The sequence below is a fragment of the Kitasatospora sp. HUAS MG31 genome (assembly GCF_040571325.1).
GTDB classification, from domain to species: Bacteria; Actinomycetota; Actinomycetes; order Streptomycetales; family Streptomycetaceae; genus Kitasatospora; species Kitasatospora camelliae.
The window spans coordinates 3,893,795-3,912,477 of record NZ_CP159872.1; the positions used below are offsets into that span (position 1 = coordinate 3,893,795).

At 71.8% G+C, this 18,683-nt stretch carries 17 protein-coding genes; 8 read left to right on the forward strand and 9 right to left on the reverse strand.

The features are described 5' to 3' along the window. Positions 1-97: 97 nt before the first annotated feature. Positions 98-1,291 (forward strand): mannose-6-phosphate isomerase, class I, encoded by a 1,194-nt coding sequence (gene manA, locus ABWK59_RS17645; RefSeq protein ID WP_354641544.1) that lies wholly within the window; start codon positions 98-100, stop codon positions 1,289-1,291. On the opposite strand, the gene ABWK59_RS17650 is transcribed toward manA, so the two are convergent. Continuing rightward, positions 1,281-1,901: a class I SAM-dependent methyltransferase gene (locus ABWK59_RS17650; RefSeq protein ID WP_354641545.1), complete on the reverse strand. Its 621-nt coding sequence runs from the start codon at positions 1,899-1,901 to the stop codon at positions 1,281-1,283. The genes manA and ABWK59_RS17650 overlap by 11 nt on opposite strands. 159 nt (positions 1,902-2,060) lie before the next feature. Here ABWK59_RS17650 and ABWK59_RS17655 point away from each other — a divergent pair, with 159 nt between their 5' ends. Further along, positions 2,061-2,987 carry an NADP-dependent oxidoreductase gene (locus ABWK59_RS17655; protein ID WP_354641546.1) on the forward strand — a complete coding sequence of 309 codons (927 nt, stop codon included), beginning with the start codon at positions 2,061-2,063 and terminating at the stop codon, positions 2,985-2,987. Between the two features lie 428 nt (positions 2,988-3,415). Here ABWK59_RS17655 and ABWK59_RS17660 read toward each other — a convergent pair whose 3' ends face one another. Next, entirely contained in the window at positions 3,416-4,012 is a 597-nt protein-coding gene (locus tag ABWK59_RS17660) for an HD domain-containing protein (RefSeq protein WP_354641547.1), read from the reverse strand. Between the two features lie 80 nt (positions 4,013-4,092). On the opposite strand from ABWK59_RS17660, the gene ABWK59_RS17665 reads away from it, so the two are divergent. Then, entirely contained in the window at positions 4,093-5,229 is a 1,137-nt protein-coding gene (locus ABWK59_RS17665; RefSeq protein ID WP_354641548.1) for a hypothetical protein, read from the forward strand. Here the strand turns inward: ABWK59_RS17665 and dnaB are convergent. Beyond that, the gene (gene dnaB / locus ABWK59_RS17670; protein WP_420492928.1) at positions 5,222-6,721 is read right to left on the reverse strand and encodes a replicative DNA helicase; all 1,500 of its coding nucleotides are present in this window, start codon (positions 6,719-6,721) and stop codon (positions 5,222-5,224) included. The two genes, ABWK59_RS17665 and dnaB, sit on opposite strands and share 8 nt — an antisense overlap. Positions 6,722-7,283: 562 nt before the next feature. Between dnaB and ABWK59_RS17675 the strand changes: the two genes are divergently transcribed. Beyond that, the gene (locus ABWK59_RS17675) at positions 7,284-8,609 is read left to right on the forward strand and encodes an MATE family efflux transporter (RefSeq protein ID WP_354641550.1); all 1,326 of its coding nucleotides are present in this window, start codon (positions 7,284-7,286) and stop codon (positions 8,607-8,609) included. A gap of 133 nt (positions 8,610-8,742) precedes the next feature. On the opposite strand, the gene rplI is transcribed toward ABWK59_RS17675, so the two are convergent. From rplI to rpsF, 4 genes are all read right to left on the reverse strand, one after another. Further along, a complete protein-coding gene (gene rplI / locus ABWK59_RS17680; protein WP_354641551.1) occupies positions 8,743-9,189 on the reverse strand; it encodes a 50S ribosomal protein L9 in 447 nt (148 codons plus the stop codon). Positions 9,190-9,206: 17 nt separating this feature from the next. Further along, positions 9,207-9,443, reverse strand: coding sequence for a 30S ribosomal protein S18 (rpsR, locus tag ABWK59_RS17685; protein ID WP_030270170.1), 237 nt, complete (start codon positions 9,441-9,443; stop codon positions 9,207-9,209). Positions 9,444-9,506: 63 nt separating this feature from the next. Next, complete coding sequence (locus tag ABWK59_RS17690) at positions 9,507-10,097, reverse strand: single-stranded DNA-binding protein (RefSeq protein ID WP_354641552.1); 591 nt, start codon at positions 10,095-10,097, stop codon at positions 9,507-9,509. A gap of 103 nt (positions 10,098-10,200) precedes the next feature. Beyond that, positions 10,201-10,491, reverse strand: coding sequence for a 30S ribosomal protein S6 (gene rpsF, locus ABWK59_RS17695; protein ID WP_345698160.1), 291 nt, complete (start codon positions 10,489-10,491; stop codon positions 10,201-10,203). Between the two features lie 289 nt (positions 10,492-10,780). Between rpsF and ABWK59_RS17700 the strand changes: the two genes are divergently transcribed. The 3 genes from ABWK59_RS17700 to ABWK59_RS17710 all read left to right on the forward strand — a co-directional run bounded on the left by ABWK59_RS17700 (position 10,781) and on the right by ABWK59_RS17710 (position 13,494). Further along, positions 10,781-11,080, forward strand: coding sequence for a hypothetical protein (locus ABWK59_RS17700; protein WP_354641553.1), 300 nt, complete (start codon positions 10,781-10,783; stop codon positions 11,078-11,080). A gap of 231 nt (positions 11,081-11,311) precedes the next feature. Further along, a complete protein-coding gene (locus tag ABWK59_RS17705) occupies positions 11,312-12,430 on the forward strand; it encodes a lipid II:glycine glycyltransferase FemX (RefSeq protein WP_354644993.1) in 1,119 nt (372 codons plus the stop codon). 32 nt (positions 12,431-12,462) lie between these two features. Continuing rightward, on the forward strand, positions 12,463-13,494 hold the full coding sequence (locus ABWK59_RS17710) for an alanine racemase (protein WP_354641554.1): 1,032 nt from the start codon (positions 12,463-12,465) through the stop codon (positions 13,492-13,494). Positions 13,495-13,522: 28 nt separating this feature from the next. On the opposite strand, the gene ABWK59_RS17715 is transcribed toward ABWK59_RS17710, so the two are convergent. Then, positions 13,523-15,040 (reverse strand): glycosyltransferase family 87 protein, encoded by a 1,518-nt coding sequence (locus tag ABWK59_RS17715; RefSeq protein WP_354641555.1) that lies wholly within the window; start codon positions 15,038-15,040, stop codon positions 13,523-13,525. Between the two features lie 108 nt (positions 15,041-15,148). After that, a complete protein-coding gene (locus ABWK59_RS17720; RefSeq protein ID WP_354641556.1) occupies positions 15,149-17,521 on the reverse strand; it encodes a transglycosylase domain-containing protein in 2,373 nt (790 codons plus the stop codon). A gap of 458 nt (positions 17,522-17,979) precedes the next feature. Between ABWK59_RS17720 and ABWK59_RS17725 the strand changes: the two genes are divergently transcribed. Next, the gene (locus ABWK59_RS17725; protein WP_354641557.1) at positions 17,980-18,651 is read left to right on the forward strand and encodes a PadR family transcriptional regulator; all 672 of its coding nucleotides are present in this window, start codon (positions 17,980-17,982) and stop codon (positions 18,649-18,651) included. Positions 18,652-18,683 lie beyond the last annotated feature (32 nt).

An 18,683-nucleotide genomic window follows, 5' to 3' on the forward strand; every position in this document is an offset into this window, starting at 1 on the left:
GGAGGGCGCCGGAGCTTCCCTGGCCCGGCGGGTCCTGGGCTAGAGTCGGATCCTTCACAGCCCCGTCACGCCGTAGGGAAAGAGCAGGCAGCGCGCCATGGACAGGCTCCGCAACACCGTCCGTCCCTACGCCTGGGGCTCCCTCACCGCGATCCCGGAGCTGCTCGGACAGGACCCGACCGACCTGCCGCAGGCCGAGCTGTGGATGGGCGCCCACCCCGGATCGCCCTCCGAGATCGACCGGGGCGACGGCCACCGCCCGCTCTCCGAGCTGATCGCCGCCGACCCGCACGCGGAGCTCGGCCCCCGGGCCGTGGCCGCCTTCGGGCCCGCCCTGCCCTTCCTGCTCAAGGTGCTCGCCGCGAGCATCCCGCTCTCCCTGCAGGCCCACCCCAGCCTGGAGCAGGCCCGGGCCGGCTTCGCCGAGGAGGAGGCCCGGGGGATCCCGCTGGACGCCCCGCGGCGGAACTACCGCGACGACAACCACAAGCCCGAGCTCATCTGCGCACTCGACGACTTCGAGGGCCTGTGCGGCTTCCGCGACCCGGCCGGGACGGCCGACCTGATGGAGTCGCTCGGCGCGCCCCGGCTGACCCCGCTGATCGAGGTGCTGCGCACCAAGCCGGAGCCCGAGGCGCTCAGCGAGGTGCTGGCCGCCGTCCTCTCGCTGAGCGGGGACGAGGCCGAGCGGACCGTCGCCGAGGTCGCCGCCGCCCTGGAGGCGAAGGCCGCCGAGGACCCCACCGGCGCCCTGGCCGGCTACGCCTACGCCGCCCGCACCCACCCCGGGGACACCGGCCTGCTGGCCGCCCTGCTGCTCAACCACGTGGTGCTGCGCCCGGGCGAGGCGCTCTACCTCGGGGCCGGCGTCCCGCACGCCTACCTGCGCGGCACCGGCGTGGAGATCATGGCCAACTCCGACAACGTGCTGCGCTGCGGGCTCACGCCCAAGCACGTGGACGTCCCCGAGCTGCTCCGGGTGGTCGACTTCCGCTCCGCCCGGCCGGACGTGCTGCGCCCCGAGCCGGCCGCCGACGGCGAGTGCCACTACCCGGTCCCGATCGACGAGTTCCGGCTCTCGCGCTACGTCCTGGGCGCCGAGCCCGCTCGGCTGGACGGCCACGCCCCGCAGATCCTGCTCTGCACCGGCGGTACCGCCGAGCTCACCGCCGCCGACGGACGCACCCTGCGGCTCGCCCGCGGCGAGTCCGCGTTCCTGCCCGCGGGCGGCACCCCGACCGCGCTGGCCGGGCCCGGCGCCACCGTCTTCCGCGCCACCGTCACCCTCTGAACCGCAGCTCCGGGCTGCGCCAGGGATCCACCTCCAGGGCGAGGTGGGTCCACGTCACCCCGGACCGCCGATAGCCGTCGGGCCGGACCGAGCGGAACACCTCGGCCAGCCCGAACTGCCGGGCCAGCGCCACGGTCTCGTCCGCCGAGACCTCGAACATCCGCCGCCCGACGGGCACCGGGCCGTGCCGCAGCATCAGCAGCATCCGTCCGCCGGACGCCAGCAGCCCGGCCAGCCGGCGCATCGCCGCCTCCCGCTCCCCCAGCTCCAGGTGCATCCACACCGCGGTCACCAGAACCAGGTCGAACTCACCTGCCACCGAGGGGAGTTCGGGAAGGGCATCGGACAGCCAGCGGAAACCGCCGTTCCGGTGCACCCGGAGTTCCAGGGTCGGCTCCACGGCCACCACCCGGTGGCCGCGCGCGGCCAGCGCCGCCGCGTCCCGACCCGTCCCCGCACCCACGTCCAGCACCCGGCTGGGCGTCCCGGGGAGCAGGTGCAGCACCTCGCCGTGCACCTGCTCGAAGCTCACCGCCTCGTACTGCTCCGCCAACTCCTGTGCCGCTTCCCGGTATCCCACCGCACCGGCCGGTCGTACCACGGTCGTCATCGCCGCTCCTCCCCGAAGTCCCGGTCCACTCCGACGCCCAGCCTGGGACCGCCGATCCCAGGGTGAACTCTCCTCTCCTCTCCGCCCGTCACCGGTGGAAACCTTTCCGTCGTGGCCGAGAGACCGGCCGACCCCCGCGACAACCCGCAAGGAGAAGCCATGCGCGCCCTCGTCATCAGCACCTTCGGCGGCCCCGAGGTCCTGGAGCTCGCCGAGCTCGAACTCCCCGTCCCCGGGCCGGGCGAGGTCCGGGTCCGCAACCAGGCCCTGGCCGTCCACCCGGCCGACATCGCGGTGCGCTCCGGCGCCGTGGCCGCCCACCTGCCCGAGGCCCCGTTCCACCGGCTCGGCTGGGACGTGGCCGGCACGGTGGACGCGGTCGGCGAGGGCGTCACCGGATTCCGGCCCGGCGACCGGGTGATCGGCCTCTCCCACTGGTTCGCCACCCGCAACGGCACCCACGCCGAGTTCGCGGTCGTCGCCGCGGACGCCCTCGCCCCCGTCCCCGAGGAGCTGCCGATCGAGAAGGCGGCCGCCCTGCCGCTCAACGGCCTGACCGCCCGGCAGTCGCTCGACCTCGCCGGCCTGAGCGAGGGGCAGACCCTGGTCGTCACCGGCGCGGCCGGCAACCTCGGGGGGTACACCACCGAGCTGGCCGTCCGCCGCGGCCTGCGGGTGATCGCCGTCGCCGGCGCGGGCGACCGCGCGTTCCTCACCGGCCTCGGTGCCGAGTTCGTGGAGCGCGGCCCCGAGGCGGTGGCCGCGATCCGCGCCCTGGCCCCCGAGGGTGCGGACGCCGCCGTGGACACCGCCCTGCTGGGCGCCGAGCTGATCGCGGCGGTCAAGGCGGGCGGGGTCTTCGTCACCGTCCGGCCGAACGTGGGGCCCGCCCCGGAGCGGGACGTCCGGGTGTCGGTGATCAACGTCCGTCCGGACGGGGGTGAGCTGGCCGAGCTGGCCCGGCTGGCCGCGGACGGTCTGCTCACCGTCCGGGTCGACTCCGTCCACGACCTCGCCGACGCGGCCGCCGCCCACGCCCGCCTCTCCACCCCGGGCACCCGCGGCGCCGTCCTGCTCACCGTCTGACCGCGGGATGCCGCCGACAGCGGACCACCCGAAGGACACCCGTCCGCGCGCGGACAGCCACTGGGGCGGGGCCGGAGGCGCAGGGCCACGGCCCGCAGCGACGGGCGGGGCGGCCGGAGCAGGGGACCGGCCGCCCCCACGGCCCCCGGAGGTCACCTTCGGGAGCGCGCCGCTCGCCGCCGGGGCGGGGGCCCTCGTCCTGGGCGCTGCGGCCCTGCTCGCCGTACCGGAGGGGCCGCGCCCACCGCTGCTCCGGCTCGTCCCGGCCGCGGTCCTCGGCGCCGGCGCGGGCTGGGCGGCCGTCCACTGGATCACCGACGACACCTACGAGGCGGGTCTGCTCCGGGCCGCCACGGCCGTGCTGCTGACCGCCGTCGCCGTCTGCGGCCTGCCGGGCGCCCGGCCCCGCCGCGGGTTGCCGGAACCGTTCAGCGGCCCACGGGATGGCTCGCCTGGTACACCAGCCGCTCCTCGGCCCGGTCCCCGATCGCGGTGAGGACCTCGTCCAGGGCCAGGAACTCCTCCCAGGCCGGGCGGCCGCCGGACCGGACCAGCTCGGCCACCACCAGGTCCTCCAGGTCGGCCACCCGCTTGTTCTTCCAGACCTTGTCGGCCAGGCTCACCAGCAGGTCCTCCATGTGCACGCCGTGGCGGTGCCAGGAGCCGTGGGTGGCCGCGAAGCGGGCCCAGGCCGGGCGCACCCACTGGGCCAGCAGGAGTTCCCGCCCGGCCTCCTCGTGCCGGGAGCCCGGCCCGGAGAGCTCCTCGGGGTGGCGGACCTTGCCGATGTCGTGGGTGGCGGCACCGAACAGCACCGCTCCGCGGTCCACGGCCGGCCCGATGCCCCGCTCCGCCACCCGGTCGAGCAGCTGCACCGCGACGTCGTGCACCGCCCGCAGGTGCGCCACCAGCCGCGGCGGGGCGTCCAGGGCCGCCAGCAGCTCGGCCGCCCGCACCGGCAGCGGCCGCAGCCCCGGCCCGGGCCGGCCCTCCAACGCGATCGACAGCACCGCCTCGTTCGTCATGCCCTCAGGTTAGTGATCGTCAGATCTGCGACAGGGCTTGGACGATGGTTCCTGACAGACCCGCGTGTGAGAGTGCAGCCATGAGCGACGCGATACGACACTCGCTCCGCGACTTCGCGGAGACCCTGGTCCGGCTGGGCATCGCCACCGAGGAGCAGGCCGCCACCGGGCTGGCGGAGGCCGCCCGGATCGGCATGGACCTCGACGAGGAGTTCGAGGACGTCGAGGAGCTGACCTTCCTGGTCGGCGACTGCGGCCTCGGCTTCCAGACGCCGGAGAAGGTCACGGCCGATCTCGACGAGGGCTACGAGGAGTTGCTGCGGGACGCGGCGGCGTGCTCGGGCGGCTCGGTGGTGGTCGACCGGGTCGCGCTGGTGCGGGACGAGGACGGGACCGAGTACCTGCACTTCCGGCGCAACGGCCGGCCGATCTGGTACCACACCGGGCACCTCTCGGACACCACCCGCTACCTGGACTGGCACGTCGCCTTCGAGGCCCTCTCCGACCTGGTGCCCGGCAACGGCGATCCCCGGCGGTTCCACCAGCTCGACGAGGACTCCTACGACGCCTGGTGGCTGCTGCTGACCCCCGAACAGGCCGAGGGCCTGGAGGAGTTCGGCCTGCCGATGCCGGTGGATCTGGGCTACGAGATCCACGACCCGGCCGGCGGGACGGCCCCGGAGTCACCCGCCTGGTACCGGGAGGACGACCGGCTGAACAGCGGCGAGGACTCCCGCCGCGGTCTCGACGCCTGGCTGGCCCCGATGGACCGTGCCCTGGACGGATGGCGGACGGCCTGTCTGCCCGGGGACTTCCCCTTCGACCACTCGATGGACTCGCTCGCCGTCCTCGAACGGCTGGTGCTGGACCGCTACGAAGGACCCGCCGCCCTGGAGGCCGCCGAGGCCGACGGCTTCCTGGAGGGCGCGGTCCGGTACGTCGGGGAGACCGCGGTGCGGCACCTGCCCTGCCGCTGGCGGTTCCGGCACGCCGAGGACGGCTTCTCGCTGTTCGCCGGCGTGCCGACGATCCGCACCAACACCCCGAACGGTTTCTCCGACGAGTTCGCCCCCGACCGGCTGCTGCGGAGCCTCCTGGCGGACCGTACTCCCGGTGCACTGCTCGCACGTCTGGAGGAACTCGGGAGCGCCGTCGACCACTACCGCCGGATGGTCCGGACCCTCGACCGGACCATCGCGGAACGGGAGGTCAGGTGACGTCCCGGGTCATGTCGACGAACCGGGAGTAGTGGCCCTGGAAGGCCACGGTGATGGTGGCCGTCGGGCCGTTACGGTGCTTGGCGACGATCAGGTCGGCCTCGCCGGCCCGCGGGGACTCCTTCTCGTAGGCGTCCTCACGGTGCAGCAGGATGACCATGTCGGCGTCCTGCTCGATCGAGCCGGACTCGCGGAGGTCCGAGACCATCGGCTTCTTGTCGGTGCGCTGCTCGGGACCACGGTTCAGCTGGGACAGCGCGATGACCGGGATCTCCAGCTCCTTGGCCAGCAGCTTGAGGTTACGGGACATGTCCGAGACCTCCTGCTGTCGGCTCTCGGCCCGGCGCGAGCCACCCGCCTGCATCAGCTGGAGGTAGTCGATGACGACCAGCTTGAGGTCGTTGCGCTGCTTGAGCCGGCGGCACTTGGCGCGGATCTCCATCATCGACAGGTTCGGCGAATCGTCGATGTACAGCGGCGCGTTGGTGACGTCCGGCATCCGGCGGGCCACCCGCGTCCAGTCGTCGTCCGTCATGTTGCCGGAGCGCATGTGGTGCAGGGCCACCCGCGCCTCGGCCGACAGCAGGCGCATGGCGATCTCGTTGCGCCCCATTTCGAGCGAGAAGATCACGCTCGGCAGGTTGTTGTGGATCGAGCAGGCCCGGGCGAAGTCCAGCGCCAGGGTGGACTTGCCCATCGCGGGACGGGCCGCGATGACGATCATCTGGCCGGGGTGCAGGCCGTTGGTGAGGGCGTCGAAGTCGGCGAACCCGGTGGGCACGCCGGACATCTGGCCGGCCCGGGAGCCGATCGCCTCGATCTCGTCGAGGGCTCCCTCCATGATGTCGGCGAGCGGAGCGTAGTCCTCGCTGGTGCGCTGCTCGGTGACGGCGTAGATCTCGGCCTGGGCGGCGTTGACGATGTCGTCCACGTCGCCCTCGGCGGCGTAGCCCATGCCCGCGATCCGGGTGCCGGCCTCGACCAGCCGGCGCAGCACGGCCCGCTCGTGGACGATCTCCGCGTAGTACTCCGCGTTGGCGGCCGTGGGCACGGAGTTGACCAGGGTGTGCAGGTACGAGGCGCCGCCGACCCGGGCCAGCTCGCCGCGCTTGGTGAGCTCGCCGGCCACGGTGATCGGGTCGGCGGGCTCGCCCCGGGCGTAGAGGTCGAGGATGGCGCCGTGGATCAGCTCGTGGGCGGGGCGGTAGTAGTCGGCTGGCTTGAGCACCTCGACCACGTCCGCGATGGCGTCCTTGGAGAGCAGCATGCCGCCGAGGACGGACTGCTCGGCGGCGAGGTCCTGCGGCGGGACCCGCTCGAAGCCGTCACCGGACCCCTGGCCGCCCTCCTCGCGCTCCCGGCCGCCGCGCTCGCGGTCGCCGCCCTTGCCCGGGAAGCCGCCCTTGGCGAAGCCGTCCCGCCGCTGGAAACCGCCCTGACCGCCGGATCCGCCGGACTGACCGGGCAGGTCGCGCCGGCGCGAGACGGGCAGGCGGTCGCCCGGGCCCTCGGGGAAGGACTCGGGGGAGAAGGCGTCGTCGGTGGGCTGCCAGTCGTCCTCGGGCGGCGGAGGTACGTCGTGGTCGTCGTACTGGGGGCCGGTCACGCGTTTCCCCGATCAGCGAGTGCGGTGCGAGTGGTACGGGAGGCGACGAGGGCGCATCTACCTTCTTACGCCACCTCGCCGACAATTCCGACGCCGGGCGGACGGTGTCGCACGGGCTCCTGGTCGGGTCCCGGCCCACGCTACGGCGCCGGGGGCCGATCGGCCAAGATGGTTATCCACAGGCTGTGTGGATAACCAGGCCACCCCTGTGGAGAACCACCCCAAAGCTGTGAACAACCCTGTGGACACCACTGTGGATAACCACACGATCCGCCTGGCGTCAACTCGCTGACCTGGGATTACTCCTTCCACGACCTGTGCATGAGAAATTCTTCACACAGCCCGGGGACCCCCTGTGCACAGCACCGCCACCGGCGCTCGCTCAGGATTTCGAGTAAGTGATGAAATCGCATTGCACCACTTACCTGTGGATGAGTACCCTGCTTCCATGCACACCCTCACCGATCGCCGCCGGCACGACCGCGAGATCCTCGCCCTGGCCGTCCCGGCCTTCGGCGCGCTGGTCGCGGAGCCGCTGTTCCTGATGGCCGACTCCGCCATCGTCGGGCACCTGGGGACGGCCCAGCTGGCCGGCCTCGGGGTGGCTTCGGCGGCGCTCACGACCGTGACCGGGCTGTTCATCTTCCTGGCGTACGCCACCACGGCGGCGGTGGCCCGGCGGATCGGCGCGGGCGACCGCCGGGCGGCGATCCAGCAGGGCATCGACGGCATCTGGCTCTCCCTGATCCTCTCCGCCGTGATGGTGGCGCTCACCCTGGCCCTGGCCCCGGAGGCCGCCACTGCCCTCGGGGCCTCCCCCACGGCGGCGCCGTACGCGGTGACCTACCTGCGGATCAGCGCGCTGGGCGTCCCGGCGATGCTGCTGGTGATGGCCGCGACCGGGGTGCTGCGCGGCCTCCAGGACACCCGGACGCCACTGGTGGTCGCGGTGGCCGGCTTCGGCGCCAACCTGCTGCTCAACGTCGGACTGGTCTACGGCGCGAACCTGGGCGTGGCCGGCTCCGCCTGGGGCACCGTGCTGGCCCAGACCGGCATGGCCGCCGCCTACGTCGCCGTGGTGGTCCGCGGCGCCCGCCGGGAGGGCGCGGGCCTGCGGCCGAACGTCGAGGGCATCAAGGCCTGCGCCCGCACCGGCGGCCCGCTGCTGGTCCGCACCCTCAGCCTGCGCGTCGTCCTGCTGATCGCCACCGCGGTGGCGGCCCACCTGGGCGACGCCGAGGTGGCCGCGCACCAGATCACCATGACGGTCTGGATCTTCGTCGCCTTCGCCATGGACGCCATCGCCATCGCCGGGCAGGCCATCATCGGCCGGTACCTCGGCGCCGCGGACGTCCCGGGCACCCGGGCCGCCACCCGTCGCATGATCGAGTGGGGGGTGGGCTCCGGCGTGCTGCTGGGCCTGCTGATGGTGCTGGCCCGACCGCTGTACATCCCGCTGTTCACCTCGGACCCGGCGGTGCAGCAGCAGCTCTCCACCGTGCTGCTGCTGGCGGCGCTCACCCAGCCGGCGGGCGGCCTGGTCTTCGTCCTGGACGGCGTGCTGATGGGCGCCGGCGACGGCGGCTACCTGGCCTGGGCGATGTTCGGCACGCTGGTCTGCTTCGCCCCGGCGGCCCTCGCCGTCCTGCTGCTGAACGGCGGGCTGCTCGGGCTCTGGTGGGCGATGAACCTGTTCATGCTGGTCCGGGCCGCCTTCCTGGCGCTCCGGGCGCGCACCGGCAAGTGGCTGGTCACCGGGGCCGTCCGGGCCTGAGCACGGGCGGACCCGGCAGCCCGGGAAGCACCACGCACACCCGCAGCACAGTCACCGGCCGGCACGGCGGACGCGCCGAGGGCCGGTCTCCTCCGTACGGAGGAGACCGGCCCTCGGGGAACCGCTAGCGGTCTCAGGCAGACACGACGGCGACGTCGAGGTTGGCCTGGACGTCCGCGTGCAGCTTGACCGACACCTTGTGGGTGCCCAGCGTCTTGATCGGCGAGGCGATCGCGACGGCGCGCTTGTCCACCGCCGGGCCGTCGGCGGCCTTGATGGCCTCGACGACGTCGGCCTGGGTCACCGAGCCGAACAGACGGCCGGCGTCGCCCGAGCGGACGGCCAGCTTGACCTGCAGGCCCTCCAGCTTGGCCTTGACCTCGTTGGCCGCCTCCAGGGTCTGAATGGCGTGGATCTTCCGGGCGCGACGGATGGCGTCGACGTCCTTCTGACCGCCCTTGGTCCAGCGGATGGCGAAGCCACGCGGGACCAGGAAGTTGCGGGCGTAGCCGTCCTTGACCTCGACGACGTCACCGGCGCTGCCGAGGCCGGGGACCTCGTGGGTGAGGATGATCTTCATTCTTCGGTCACCCTCTCTTAGCGCGTGGTGGAGGTGTAGGGCAGCAGCGCCATCTCACGGCTGTTCTTCACGGCCGTGGCGACGTCACGCTGGTGCTGGGTGCAGTTGCCGGTCACCCGGCGGGCACGGATCTTGCCGCGGTCGGAGATGAACTTCCGCAGCAGGTTCGTGTCCTTGTAGTCAACGTAGTTGACCTTGTCCTTGCAGAAGACGCAAACCTTCTTCTTCGGCTTGCGAGCAGGCGGCTTCGCCATTGTGTGCTCCGTTGGGTACGAAATCTGTCAGCCGCGCCGGGCCGTTGCCCGGCGGGCACCGCTCTAGAACGGGGGCTCTTCCGAGTAGCCGCCACCGGACGGGGCACCCCAGCCGCCGCCACCCTGGTTGCCACCAGAGGGAGCGCTGGACGCCCACGGGTCGTCGGAGGGGCCGGACTGACCGCCGCCGGAGCCGGAGCCCCAGCCGCCGCCGCCCTGCTGGCCGCCGCCGCTGTAACCGCCGCCGCCCTGCTGGCCGCCGTAGCCGCCCCCGCCCGGACCGCCGGAGCGGTTGGCGCGGGTGACCTTGGCGGTCGCCGAGCGCAGGCTGGGGCCGACCTCGTCGACCTCGACCTCGAAGACCGTCCGCTTCTCGCCTTCCTTGGTCTCGTAAGACCGCTGGCGCAGTCGGCCCTGCACGATGACGCGCATGCCGCGCTGCAGCGACTCGGCCACGTTCTCCGCCGGCTGACGCCAGACGTTGCACGTGAGGAAGAGGCTCTCGCCGTCCTTCCACTCGTTCGTCTGACGGTCGAAGGTGCGCGGGGTGGACGCGATACGGAACTTCGCGACCGCGGCACCCGACGGGGTGAAGCGCAGCTCGGGGTCGTCGACGAGGTTGCCGACGAGGGTGATGACGGTCTCGCCTGCCATGGTGGTGATGACCTCTCGGAAAAGGAGTTCTGCGGTGCTCGTCGCGGTGTTTCACGTGAAACACCGGACGTGAACCACCCGACGCCTAGGCGTCAGGACTGGCTCAGTGGGTGTCCGGGCGCAGGACCTTGGTCCGCAGAACCGACTCGCTCAGGCTGAGCTGGCGGTCGAGCTCCTTGACGACCTCAGGCGTGGCCTTCAGGTCGATGACCGAGTAGATGCCCTCGGACTGCTTGTTGATCTCGTAGGCCAGACGGCGGCGACCCCAGGTGTCGACCTTCTCAACCTTGCCGCCACCGGTGCGGACGACGTTGAGGAAGTTCTCGATCAGGGGGGCGACAGCGCGCTCCTCGACCGAAGGGTCGAGGATGACCATCAGCTCGTAGTGACGCATGTGGAACCCACCTCCTTTGGACTCAGCGGCCACGGTCTCTCCGTGGCAGGAGGGTTGTGCAGCGTCGGCACCGGAGCAGTGACGACACCGACCACCGTAGTGGCGGGGTCTGACAACGGCCCCCGCCCACCCGGAAGCGGGCATGAGGGGGCACAACTACACCAGTGCAGACCGCACAGCCTACCGGGCCGAGGCCCGACGAACAAAACACTTAGCGGTTGTGATCAGCGACATCGGGGGATCAACCTGGACAGAACGGAAACGTCCCGCTTGCCTGGAGGTGGGTCCCATGGCACAGGCTCTTACCCGGCGCTACCCGATGCTCTCCCTGAACTCCGACGGACACCCGCACCCGCGGGAGAACGCCCTGGTCGGTGTGGCCGCCCTGCTCGGCCTGGTGTCCTTCGCGACCTCGTTCTTCTACAACCTGCACATCCTCACGTCCTGGACCGGCCTGTTCGGCTTCGTCACCGCCATGGTCGGGTTCTACGAGTCGGTGACCACCTCGGAGCGGTTCGTCCTGGTGGTCTCGGCCGTCGTGGCCGGGGTCGGCCTGTACCTGGGGGTGGCCCGCGGCGGCCTGATCTGACCGGCGTCCGACCGATTCGCCCGGCCCGACCAGCCGGGCCCGCCCGGCCCCGGTCCGCGGCACCCGCCGGGGACCGCCCCGGACGGAGCACACCCGGCGCCCCCGTCGCCGGCCCGGTTTCGACCGGTCCGCGGCGGGGGCGCCGCCATGTCCGCGCCCACCCCGCTGGTGCGGGCGGCCCCGGGGGATAAGGTCAGCCTGGACCGGCCGACCGAGGAGGAGCACCCGAGCATGAGCCTGCGCCTGAGGACGATCACCCGCGAGGAGCACCTGGCCTTCATCAGGAGCCGTCCCTCCGCCAGCCACATGCAGGTCCCGTCCTGGGGCGAGGTGAAGGCCGAGTGGCGCACCGAGAGCATCGGCTGGATCGACGAGTCCGGCGAGGTGGTCGGCGCCGGCCTGGTGCTGTACCGCCAGCTGCCGAAGCTGAAGCGCTACCTGGCCTACCTGCCCGAGGGCCCGGTCATCGACTGGTTCGACCGCGACCTGGACCAGTGGCTGGAGCCGATGCTCGCCCACCTGAAGTCCCAGGGCGCCTTCTCGGTCAAGATGGGCCCGCCGGTGGTGATCCGCCGCTGGGACGCCCCCACCATCAAGGAGGCGATCGCCGCCAAGCAGGCCAAGCGCCTGCGCGACGTCGAGCCGGACTGGTACGAGCCGCGGGCCTTCGAGGTGGCCGACCGGCTGCGCAAGGCGGGCTGGCTGCAGGGCGAGGACGGCGGCGCCGGCTTCGGCGACGTCCAGCCGCGCTACGTCTTCCAGGTGCCGCTGGCCAACCGCTCGCTGGACGACATCCAGAAGGGCTTCAACCAGCTCTGGCGCCGGAACATCAAGAAGGCCGAGAAGAGCGGCGTCGAGGTGGTCCAGGGCGGCTACGACGACCTGCCCGAGTTCCACCGGCTGTACGTGGTCACCGCCGAGCGCGACCGCTTCACCCCGCGTCCGCTGAGCTACTTCCAGCGGATGTGGACGGCGCTCACCGCCGAGGACCCGAACCGCATGCGGCTCTACCTGGCGTACCACGAGGGCGAGGCGCTGGCCGCGACCACCATGCTGACGGTCGGCGAGCACGTCTGGTACTCCTACGGCGCCTCGGCCAACCACAAGCGCGAGGTGAAGCCGTCCAACGCGGTGCAATGGCGGATGATGCGCGACTCGTACGCGCTCGGTGCGGGCGTCTACGACCTGCGCGGCATCAGCGACACCCTGGACGAGAACGACCACCTGTTCGGTCTGATCCAGTTCAAGGTGGGCACCGGCGGGCAGGCCGCGGAGTACCTCGGCGAGTGGGACTTCCCGCTGAACAAGCTTCTGCACAAGGCCCTCGACATCTACATGTCGCGGCGCTGACCGACCGTCACCCACCCTTCCGGGAGAGCCGAATGACCCTGTCGCTGTACGTGGACACCGCTCGCTGGCGGACGCACCAGCAGTCCGTGCTGGCCGAGTTCCCCGGTCTGGTGCCGGTGGCCAAGGGCAACGGGTACGGCTTCCGCAACGAGCGGCTGGCGCAGGAGGCGGTGCTGCTCGGCAGCCCGATGCTCGCGGTGGGCACCGCGCGGGAGGCGGCGGAGACGGCCGCCGTCTTCCCCGGCGACCTGCTGGTGCTGACTCCGTTCCGGCCCGGCGAGGAGGGCTTCGCGATGCCCGCCGGGCGGGTGGTGCGGACGGTGGCGCACGCCGACGCGCTGACCGCGCTGCCGCCCGGCACCCGGGTGGTCGTGGAGTGCATGACCGGTATGCGCCGGCACGGCATCGCCCCGGAGGACCTGTCGCGGCTCGCCCTGGACCGGGTCCAGCTGGAGGGCTTCGCCCTGCACCTGCCGCTGGACCGGCCGGACGGCACGGACCCGGTGGACGAGGTCGCCGGCTGGGTGGACGCGATCGCCGCGGCGGGCCTGCCCACCCGGTTCGTCTACCTGAGCCACCTGGGCGCGGCCGACTCGGCCCGGCTGGCCGAGCGCTACCCGGCGACGGTCTTCCGCTCCCGGATCGGCACCCGGCTCTGGCTCGGCGACCACGAGGCGATCCAGTCCCGGGCGACCGTGCTGGACGTGAACGCGGTGGCCAAGGGCGACCGGTTCGGCTACCGCCAGAACCGCGCCCCGTCCGACGGCCACCTGCTGGTGGCCACCGGAGGCACCGCGCACGGCGTGGGCCTGGAGGCGCCCAAGCACGTCCAGGGCATGGTGCCGCGGGCCAAGGGCCTGGCCCGGGCCGGGCTGGCCACGGTGAACCGGACGCTGTCGCCCTACGTGTGGGGCGGCAAGCAGCTGTGGTTCGCCGAGCCGCCGCACATGCAGGTCTCGCTGCTGTTCCTGCCGTCCGAGTCCAAGCCGCCCGCGATCGGCGACGAGCTGACCCTGCACGTGCGGCACACCACCACCCATTTCGACCGGGTGGTGGACCGCTGACCCCCGGGGGCCGCCCGCCGGGCGGCCCCTACGGCTTGGTGAGCCAGTCGGGCTCGCCGTCGGGGGCGTACTCCGCGTAGGTCTCCTCCTCGTGGCGGGCCCGGGCCGTGCCGAGGACGAAGACGTCCGGGGCGTGGTCCAGCACACCGCCGGAGGGGTCGTCGCTGCCGTCCTGGCGCACCGGATCGCGCTCCGGGTAGAGGACGTCGCGGACCACCAGGGCGCACAGGTAGAGCGTGCCGGCCAGGTGCAGCACGATCGCCAGGTGGTACCAGTCCTGGCCGATGCCGTGCTGCTTGGAGTCCCCGCTGTAGGCCAGGAACGACCAGATGCCGAGGAAGTACAGCACCTCGAAGGCCTGCCAGATCAGGAAGTCCCGCCAGCGCGGCCGGGCCAGCACGGCGAGCGGGATCAGCCAGAGCACGTACTGCGGCGAGTAGACCTTGTTGGTGAGCACGAAGGCCGCCACCACCAGGAAGGCCAGCTGGGCGAAGCGCGGGCGGCGCGGAGCGGACAGCGCCAGCCAGGCGATGGCGAGGCAGCAGAGCACCAGGGTCACGCCGATCCAGGTGTTCAGGGTGGCCAGCTGCTGCCCGCGGTCCTGCATGAGGATCAGCCAGAACGAGCCGAAGTCCTCCTTGCGCCGCTGGCTGAAGGTGTAGAAGGTGGCCCAGCCCTCCTGGTTCGCGATCATGATCGGGAGGTTGACCACCAGCCAGGCCGCGACCGCACCGCCGGCGACCTGCCCGAAGGCCCGCCACCGGCCGGCCCGCCAGCACAGCACCAGCAGCGGGCCGAGCAGCAGGACCGGGTAGAGCTTGGCCGCGGTGGCCAGACCGATGAACACACCGGCCCAGACCGGCCGGGAGCCGGACCAGAACGCCATCGCCACCGCGGCCAGGGCGACCGCGAGCAGGTCCCAGTTGATGGTGGCGTCCAGCGCGAGGCACGGGGCCAGGGCGAACAGCAGGGCGTCCCAGGGCCGGCGGCGGTGGGTCCGGGAGACGGCGACCACGGCGATCACCGCGCAGACCATCAGCATCCCGGCGTTGACCATCCAGAACCACTGCTCGCGGTCCTGGATGACGCCGTCCGGCGTGGTCAGCCAGGCCGCGATCTGCATGAACAGGCCGGTGAGGACCGGGTACTCCAGGTACTGCATGTCCGGCGAGCCGCCCGGCAGCGGGTCCAGGTAGGGCTTCAGGCCGGAGGAGAAGCCGCGGCCGGAGAACAGGTGCGGGATGTCGCTGTAACAGGCGTGGGTGTACTGGGCGGTGGCGCCGTGGAACCACCCGCCCTCGTAGCAGGGCAGCTTCTGGGCCAGCCCGAGCACGTAGACGGCGATCGTCACCAGCACCAGGAACCGGGCCGGGGTCCACCACGAGACGCCGAGCAGGGCGCGCCGGCCGGGCGGGCCGCCGAACACCTCGCTGCCGGCCGCCGCGACCGGGTCCTCGTCCGCCGGGACGACGACGGTGTTGGGCAGCGGGCCCTCGGCCGGGGCGGGGGCGGGCCCGGCGGCCTCGTCTCGGGTGCTCGACGTCATGGCGGACATCCTGCCGCACGCGCGGCGGGCCGACGAGCCCGACCTCCGGACACGCCGGAGGCGGCCCCCGGGTGGGGACCGCCTCCGGTCGGACCGCCGTGCGGGCGGCTACTGCTGGGGTGGGACTCCGATGGGTGTGCTCGGATCCATCGTCGGATCGGTCGGCTTGCCGCTCGGCTTGGTCCGGGTCGGCGAGGGACAGAGCGACCCGAGGATGCCGCCGCAGCTCGGCGAGGGCTTCCCGGTGATGCTGGCGCTGGGCGTCGGACCGGTGGTCGCGGTCGGCTCCGGGGCCGCGGTGGACGGCGCGGCCGTGGCCGCGGTCTCCGAGGCGGAGGGCGACGGGGAGGCCGTGGACGGCGCACCGGAGGAGTCGACCTGCTCGCCGACCTTGTCCGCCTTCGGGAAGTCGGTCTTGGGCTGGCCGTCCAGGGCGGCGCCCATGTACCGGACGAAGATGTCGGTCGGCAGGCCACCACCGTGGAAGGACTTCTGGCCAGCGGTGCCGTCCAGCGAGAGCAGCTTGCTCTTGCCCGGCTCCTCTCGCCACATACCGACCGAGGTCACCAGCTGCGGGGTGTAGCCGACCCACCAGGCCGACATGCCGTCGTCGGTGGTACCGGTCTTGCCGGCCACCGGGCGGTTCAGCGCGTTGGTGGCCTTACCGGTGCCGTTCTTGGCCACGTTCACCAGCACGTCGGTGATGTTGTCCGCGACGGCCTGGTCGAGCACGGTCTTCGCGGGCTTCCGGGTGAACCCGGCAACCTCCTTGTTCTGGTGCTCCACCTTGGTCACCGAGTACGGGTCGGCCTGCTGGCCCCGGGCCGCGAACACCGAGTACGCGGAGGCCATCCGGATCGCGCTCGGGGTCGAGGTGCCCAGCGGGAAGGTGAGGGTCGAGGACGGCGCCAGGCTCTCCTTGCGCAGGCCGAGGGCGATCGCCATGTTCTCGATGTTCTTGCCGCCGACGTCCTGGCCGAGCTGGACGAAGGGGACGTTGTACGAGTTCTTCATCGCCTCCTTCAGGGAGACGTAACCCGGCTTGTCCCGGCTCTCGTTGGCCTGGCGGTACGGCTTGCCGTCGTCGCCGATGGCCGGGGAGCCGTCCTTGGTGTAGATCTGCGCCTTGTCGTCGGCCAGGTAGCGCGAGTCGGGGTTGATCCGGGCCGGCTTGCCGTCCTCGCCCTGCTTGGTGAGCACGCCGGACTGCATCGCGGTGGCCAGCACGAAGGGCTTGAAGGTCGAGCCCACCGGGATACCGGTGGAGTCGGCGTTGTTGGTGTGGTGGTTGTTCTCCACACCCGGGCCGCCGTAGAGGGCCACGATCGCGCCGTCGTTCGGCACCACCGAGGAGGCGCCCACCTGGACGAACTGGTCCTCCGGGCGCTTGTCCGGCTTGAGCGCCTTGGCCTCGGCCTCGTCGACGGCCTTCTTGAGGAGGTCGACCTTGTCCTTCTGGAAGGTGGTGTACACCTTGTAGCCGCCGCGGCCCAACTGCTCCTCAGGGATGCCGTGGGCCGAGAGGTACTTGTTGGCCGTCTCGACGAGGTAGCTGACCTCGCCGTTCATGCTCGCCGGGGCCTTCTTCACGATCGGCTCGGGGAAGGTGGTGCACTCGGCCCGCTTCTCCGGGGTGAGTGCCTTGGTGATGACCATCCGGTCCAGGATCCACTTCCACCGCTCGACCGCCCGCTCCTTGTTGGCGGGGATGCTGGGGTCGTAGAGGCCGGCGCCCTTCAGCAGGCCGGCCAGCATGGCGGACTGGCAGGCGTTCAGGTCCTTGGCATCGACACCGTAGTACGCCTGGGCGGCGGCCTGGATGCCGGTGGAACCGCGGCCGTACCAGGCGGTGTTGAGGTAGTCCCGGAGGATGACGTCCTTGCTGGTTTGACCGTTGATCTTCAGCGTGATGAAGAACTCCTTCATCTTGCGCGTCAGCGTCTGGTCCTGGCTCAGGTAGACGTTCTTGACGTACTGCTGAGTGATCGTCGAACCGCCCTGGGTCTCCTGACCGCGCGCCATGTTGTACACGGCGCGGGCGATGCCCTTGGGGTCGATGCCGCTGTCGGTGCGGAAGCTCTCGTTCTCCGCGGCGATGGCGGCGTCCTGGGCCTCCCGGCTTATCGCGGCGAGCTCGACGTTCTCCTTGTTGCCGTTGCTGCCGCCGGAGCGCGTCATCTCCGAGCCGTCGGCCCAGAAGTAGATGTTGTTCTCGTTGCTCACCAGGTTCTTCGGGTCCGGGACGGGGGTGAGCGCATAGGCCACCCCGACCGCGGCCACGCCGCCGCCGAAGAACACCAGGAACAGCGTCAGCCACTGCTTCCAGGAGGGCACCCAGCGCCGGAAGCCGTCCTTGTCGAAGCGCGGGTAGTCGATGAACCGCTTCTTCGGCGGCTTGCCGTCACGGGTGGCGGTCGCCGCACCGCCGCGGCGGCCGCCTCCGCCCTTCTGGGCCTGTCTGCGCATCTCGGCCCGGGTCATCTGCGGCTGCTGGGCGGTCTCGCGGACCCCGCGGCGCGCGCGCCCCGAGCTCAGCTCGTCCGCGCCACGGCCTCCGCCGGGAGCGCCCCCCACCGGGGAGCCGAAGGCGGACGGCCGCCCGCCGTCCGACCGACGACCCGGTGGCTCTTCACCGCCCGGGCCGGCCGGCCGCCGCCGGTGTTCGCTCATTTCTCAGCAACTCCTCGGTCAGGCCTGGTCCTCGTGCACACGCGACAGCGTACGCACCTCTGAAACGTGACTCTTTGCTCAAACCTGGACGAAAGCCGCATAAAACCGGCAGATCATTACATGCCCGTTGCCCAACATCTTGTGATCACGTTCACGCGAGCCCCCCTTGCCCGTTCCGTGACCCAGGTTTACTGTTCTCGATATATCGAGCCGATACATCGGCACGACACATCGGTCCGGCATAGCGTGGGGAAGGGAGGGGGACGGCCATGAGCAGGCGCTCGGGAGTGCTGGAGTTCGCCGTCCTCGGCCTGCTCCACGACGCCCCGATGCACGGCTACGAGCTGCGCAAGCGGCTCAACGTCCTGCTCGGCTCCTTCCGGGCCTTCTCCTACGGAACGCTCTACCCCTGCCTGAAGAGCCTGGTCGCCCAGGGTTTCCTGGTGGAGGACAACCCGGACACCGAGTACGTGCCGGCCACCGCACTCAACGGCAAGCGGTCGAAGATCGTCTACCGGCTCTCGCCCGAGGGCAAGCAGCGCTTCGAGGAGCTGCTCGCCGACTCCGGGCCGGACGCCTGGGAGGACGAGCACTTCGGCGTCCACTTCGCCTTCTTCGGACGTACCGACAAGGCCGTGCGGATGCGCGTGCTGGAAGGCCGCCGGAGCCGGCTGGAGGAGCGACTGGAGCGGATGCGCAGCTCGATCGCCCGCACCCGCGAGCGGTTCGACGACTACACGCTGGAGCTCCAGCGGCACGGGCTCGAATCGGTCGAGCGCGAGGTCCGCTGGCTCAACGAGCTGATCGAGACCGAGCGGGCCAACCGGACCGGGCGCAACGAGGCGTCCGCCGGCACCCCCATGACTTCGGACGGCCGTGGCCAGGAGGCCGGGTCCTCGGACCCGCCGGGGCCACCGCACGACCGCCCGGGGCGCTCCTGACCGGAGCGCTGACCCCCTGTGCCGTTCGGTAC

Bases quoted from the DNA above. Each gene is read 5' to 3' on its own strand.
- rpsR (WP_030270170.1), bottom strand. From the start codon at position 9,443: ATGGCGAAGCCGCCTGCTCGCAAGCCGAAGAAGAAGGTTTGCGTCTTC.
- ABWK59_RS17665 (WP_354641548.1), top strand. From the start codon at position 4,093: ATGAGCGACGCGATACGACACTCGCTCCGCGACTTCGCGGAGACCCTG.
- ABWK59_RS17650 (WP_354641545.1), bottom strand. From the start codon at position 1,901: ATGACGACCGTGGTACGACCGGCCGGTGCGGTGGGATACCGGGAAGCG.
- ABWK59_RS17720 (WP_354641556.1), bottom strand. From the start codon at position 17,521: ATGACCCGGGCCGAGATGCGCAGACAGGCCCAGAAGGGCGGAGGCGGC.
- ABWK59_RS17715 (WP_354641555.1), bottom strand. From the start codon at position 15,040: ATGACGTCGAGCACCCGAGACGAGGCCGCCGGGCCCGCCCCCGCCCCG.
- ABWK59_RS17660 (WP_354641547.1), bottom strand. From the start codon at position 4,012: ATGACGAACGAGGCGGTGCTGTCGATCGCGTTGGAGGGCCGGCCCGGG.
- ABWK59_RS17655 (WP_354641546.1), top strand. From the start codon at position 2,061: ATGCGCGCCCTCGTCATCAGCACCTTCGGCGGCCCCGAGGTCCTGGAG.
- ABWK59_RS17700 (WP_354641553.1), top strand. From the start codon at position 10,781: ATGGCACAGGCTCTTACCCGGCGCTACCCGATGCTCTCCCTGAACTCC.
- ABWK59_RS17675 (WP_354641550.1), top strand. From the start codon at position 7,284: ATGCACACCCTCACCGATCGCCGCCGGCACGACCGCGAGATCCTCGCC.
- ABWK59_RS17705 (WP_354644993.1), top strand. From the start codon at position 11,312: ATGAGCCTGCGCCTGAGGACGATCACCCGCGAGGAGCACCTGGCCTTC.
- ABWK59_RS17725 (WP_354641557.1), top strand. From the start codon at position 17,980: ATGAGCAGGCGCTCGGGAGTGCTGGAGTTCGCCGTCCTCGGCCTGCTC.
- rpsF (WP_345698160.1), bottom strand. From the start codon at position 10,491: ATGCGTCACTACGAGCTGATGGTCATCCTCGACCCTTCGGTCGAGGAG.
- manA (WP_354641544.1), top strand. From the start codon at position 98: ATGGACAGGCTCCGCAACACCGTCCGTCCCTACGCCTGGGGCTCCCTC.
- rplI (WP_354641551.1), bottom strand. From the start codon at position 9,189: ATGAAGATCATCCTCACCCACGAGGTCCCCGGCCTCGGCAGCGCCGGT.
- ABWK59_RS17690 (WP_354641552.1), bottom strand. From the start codon at position 10,097: ATGGCAGGCGAGACCGTCATCACCCTCGTCGGCAACCTCGTCGACGAC.
- ABWK59_RS17710 (WP_354641554.1), top strand. From the start codon at position 12,463: ATGACCCTGTCGCTGTACGTGGACACCGCTCGCTGGCGGACGCACCAG.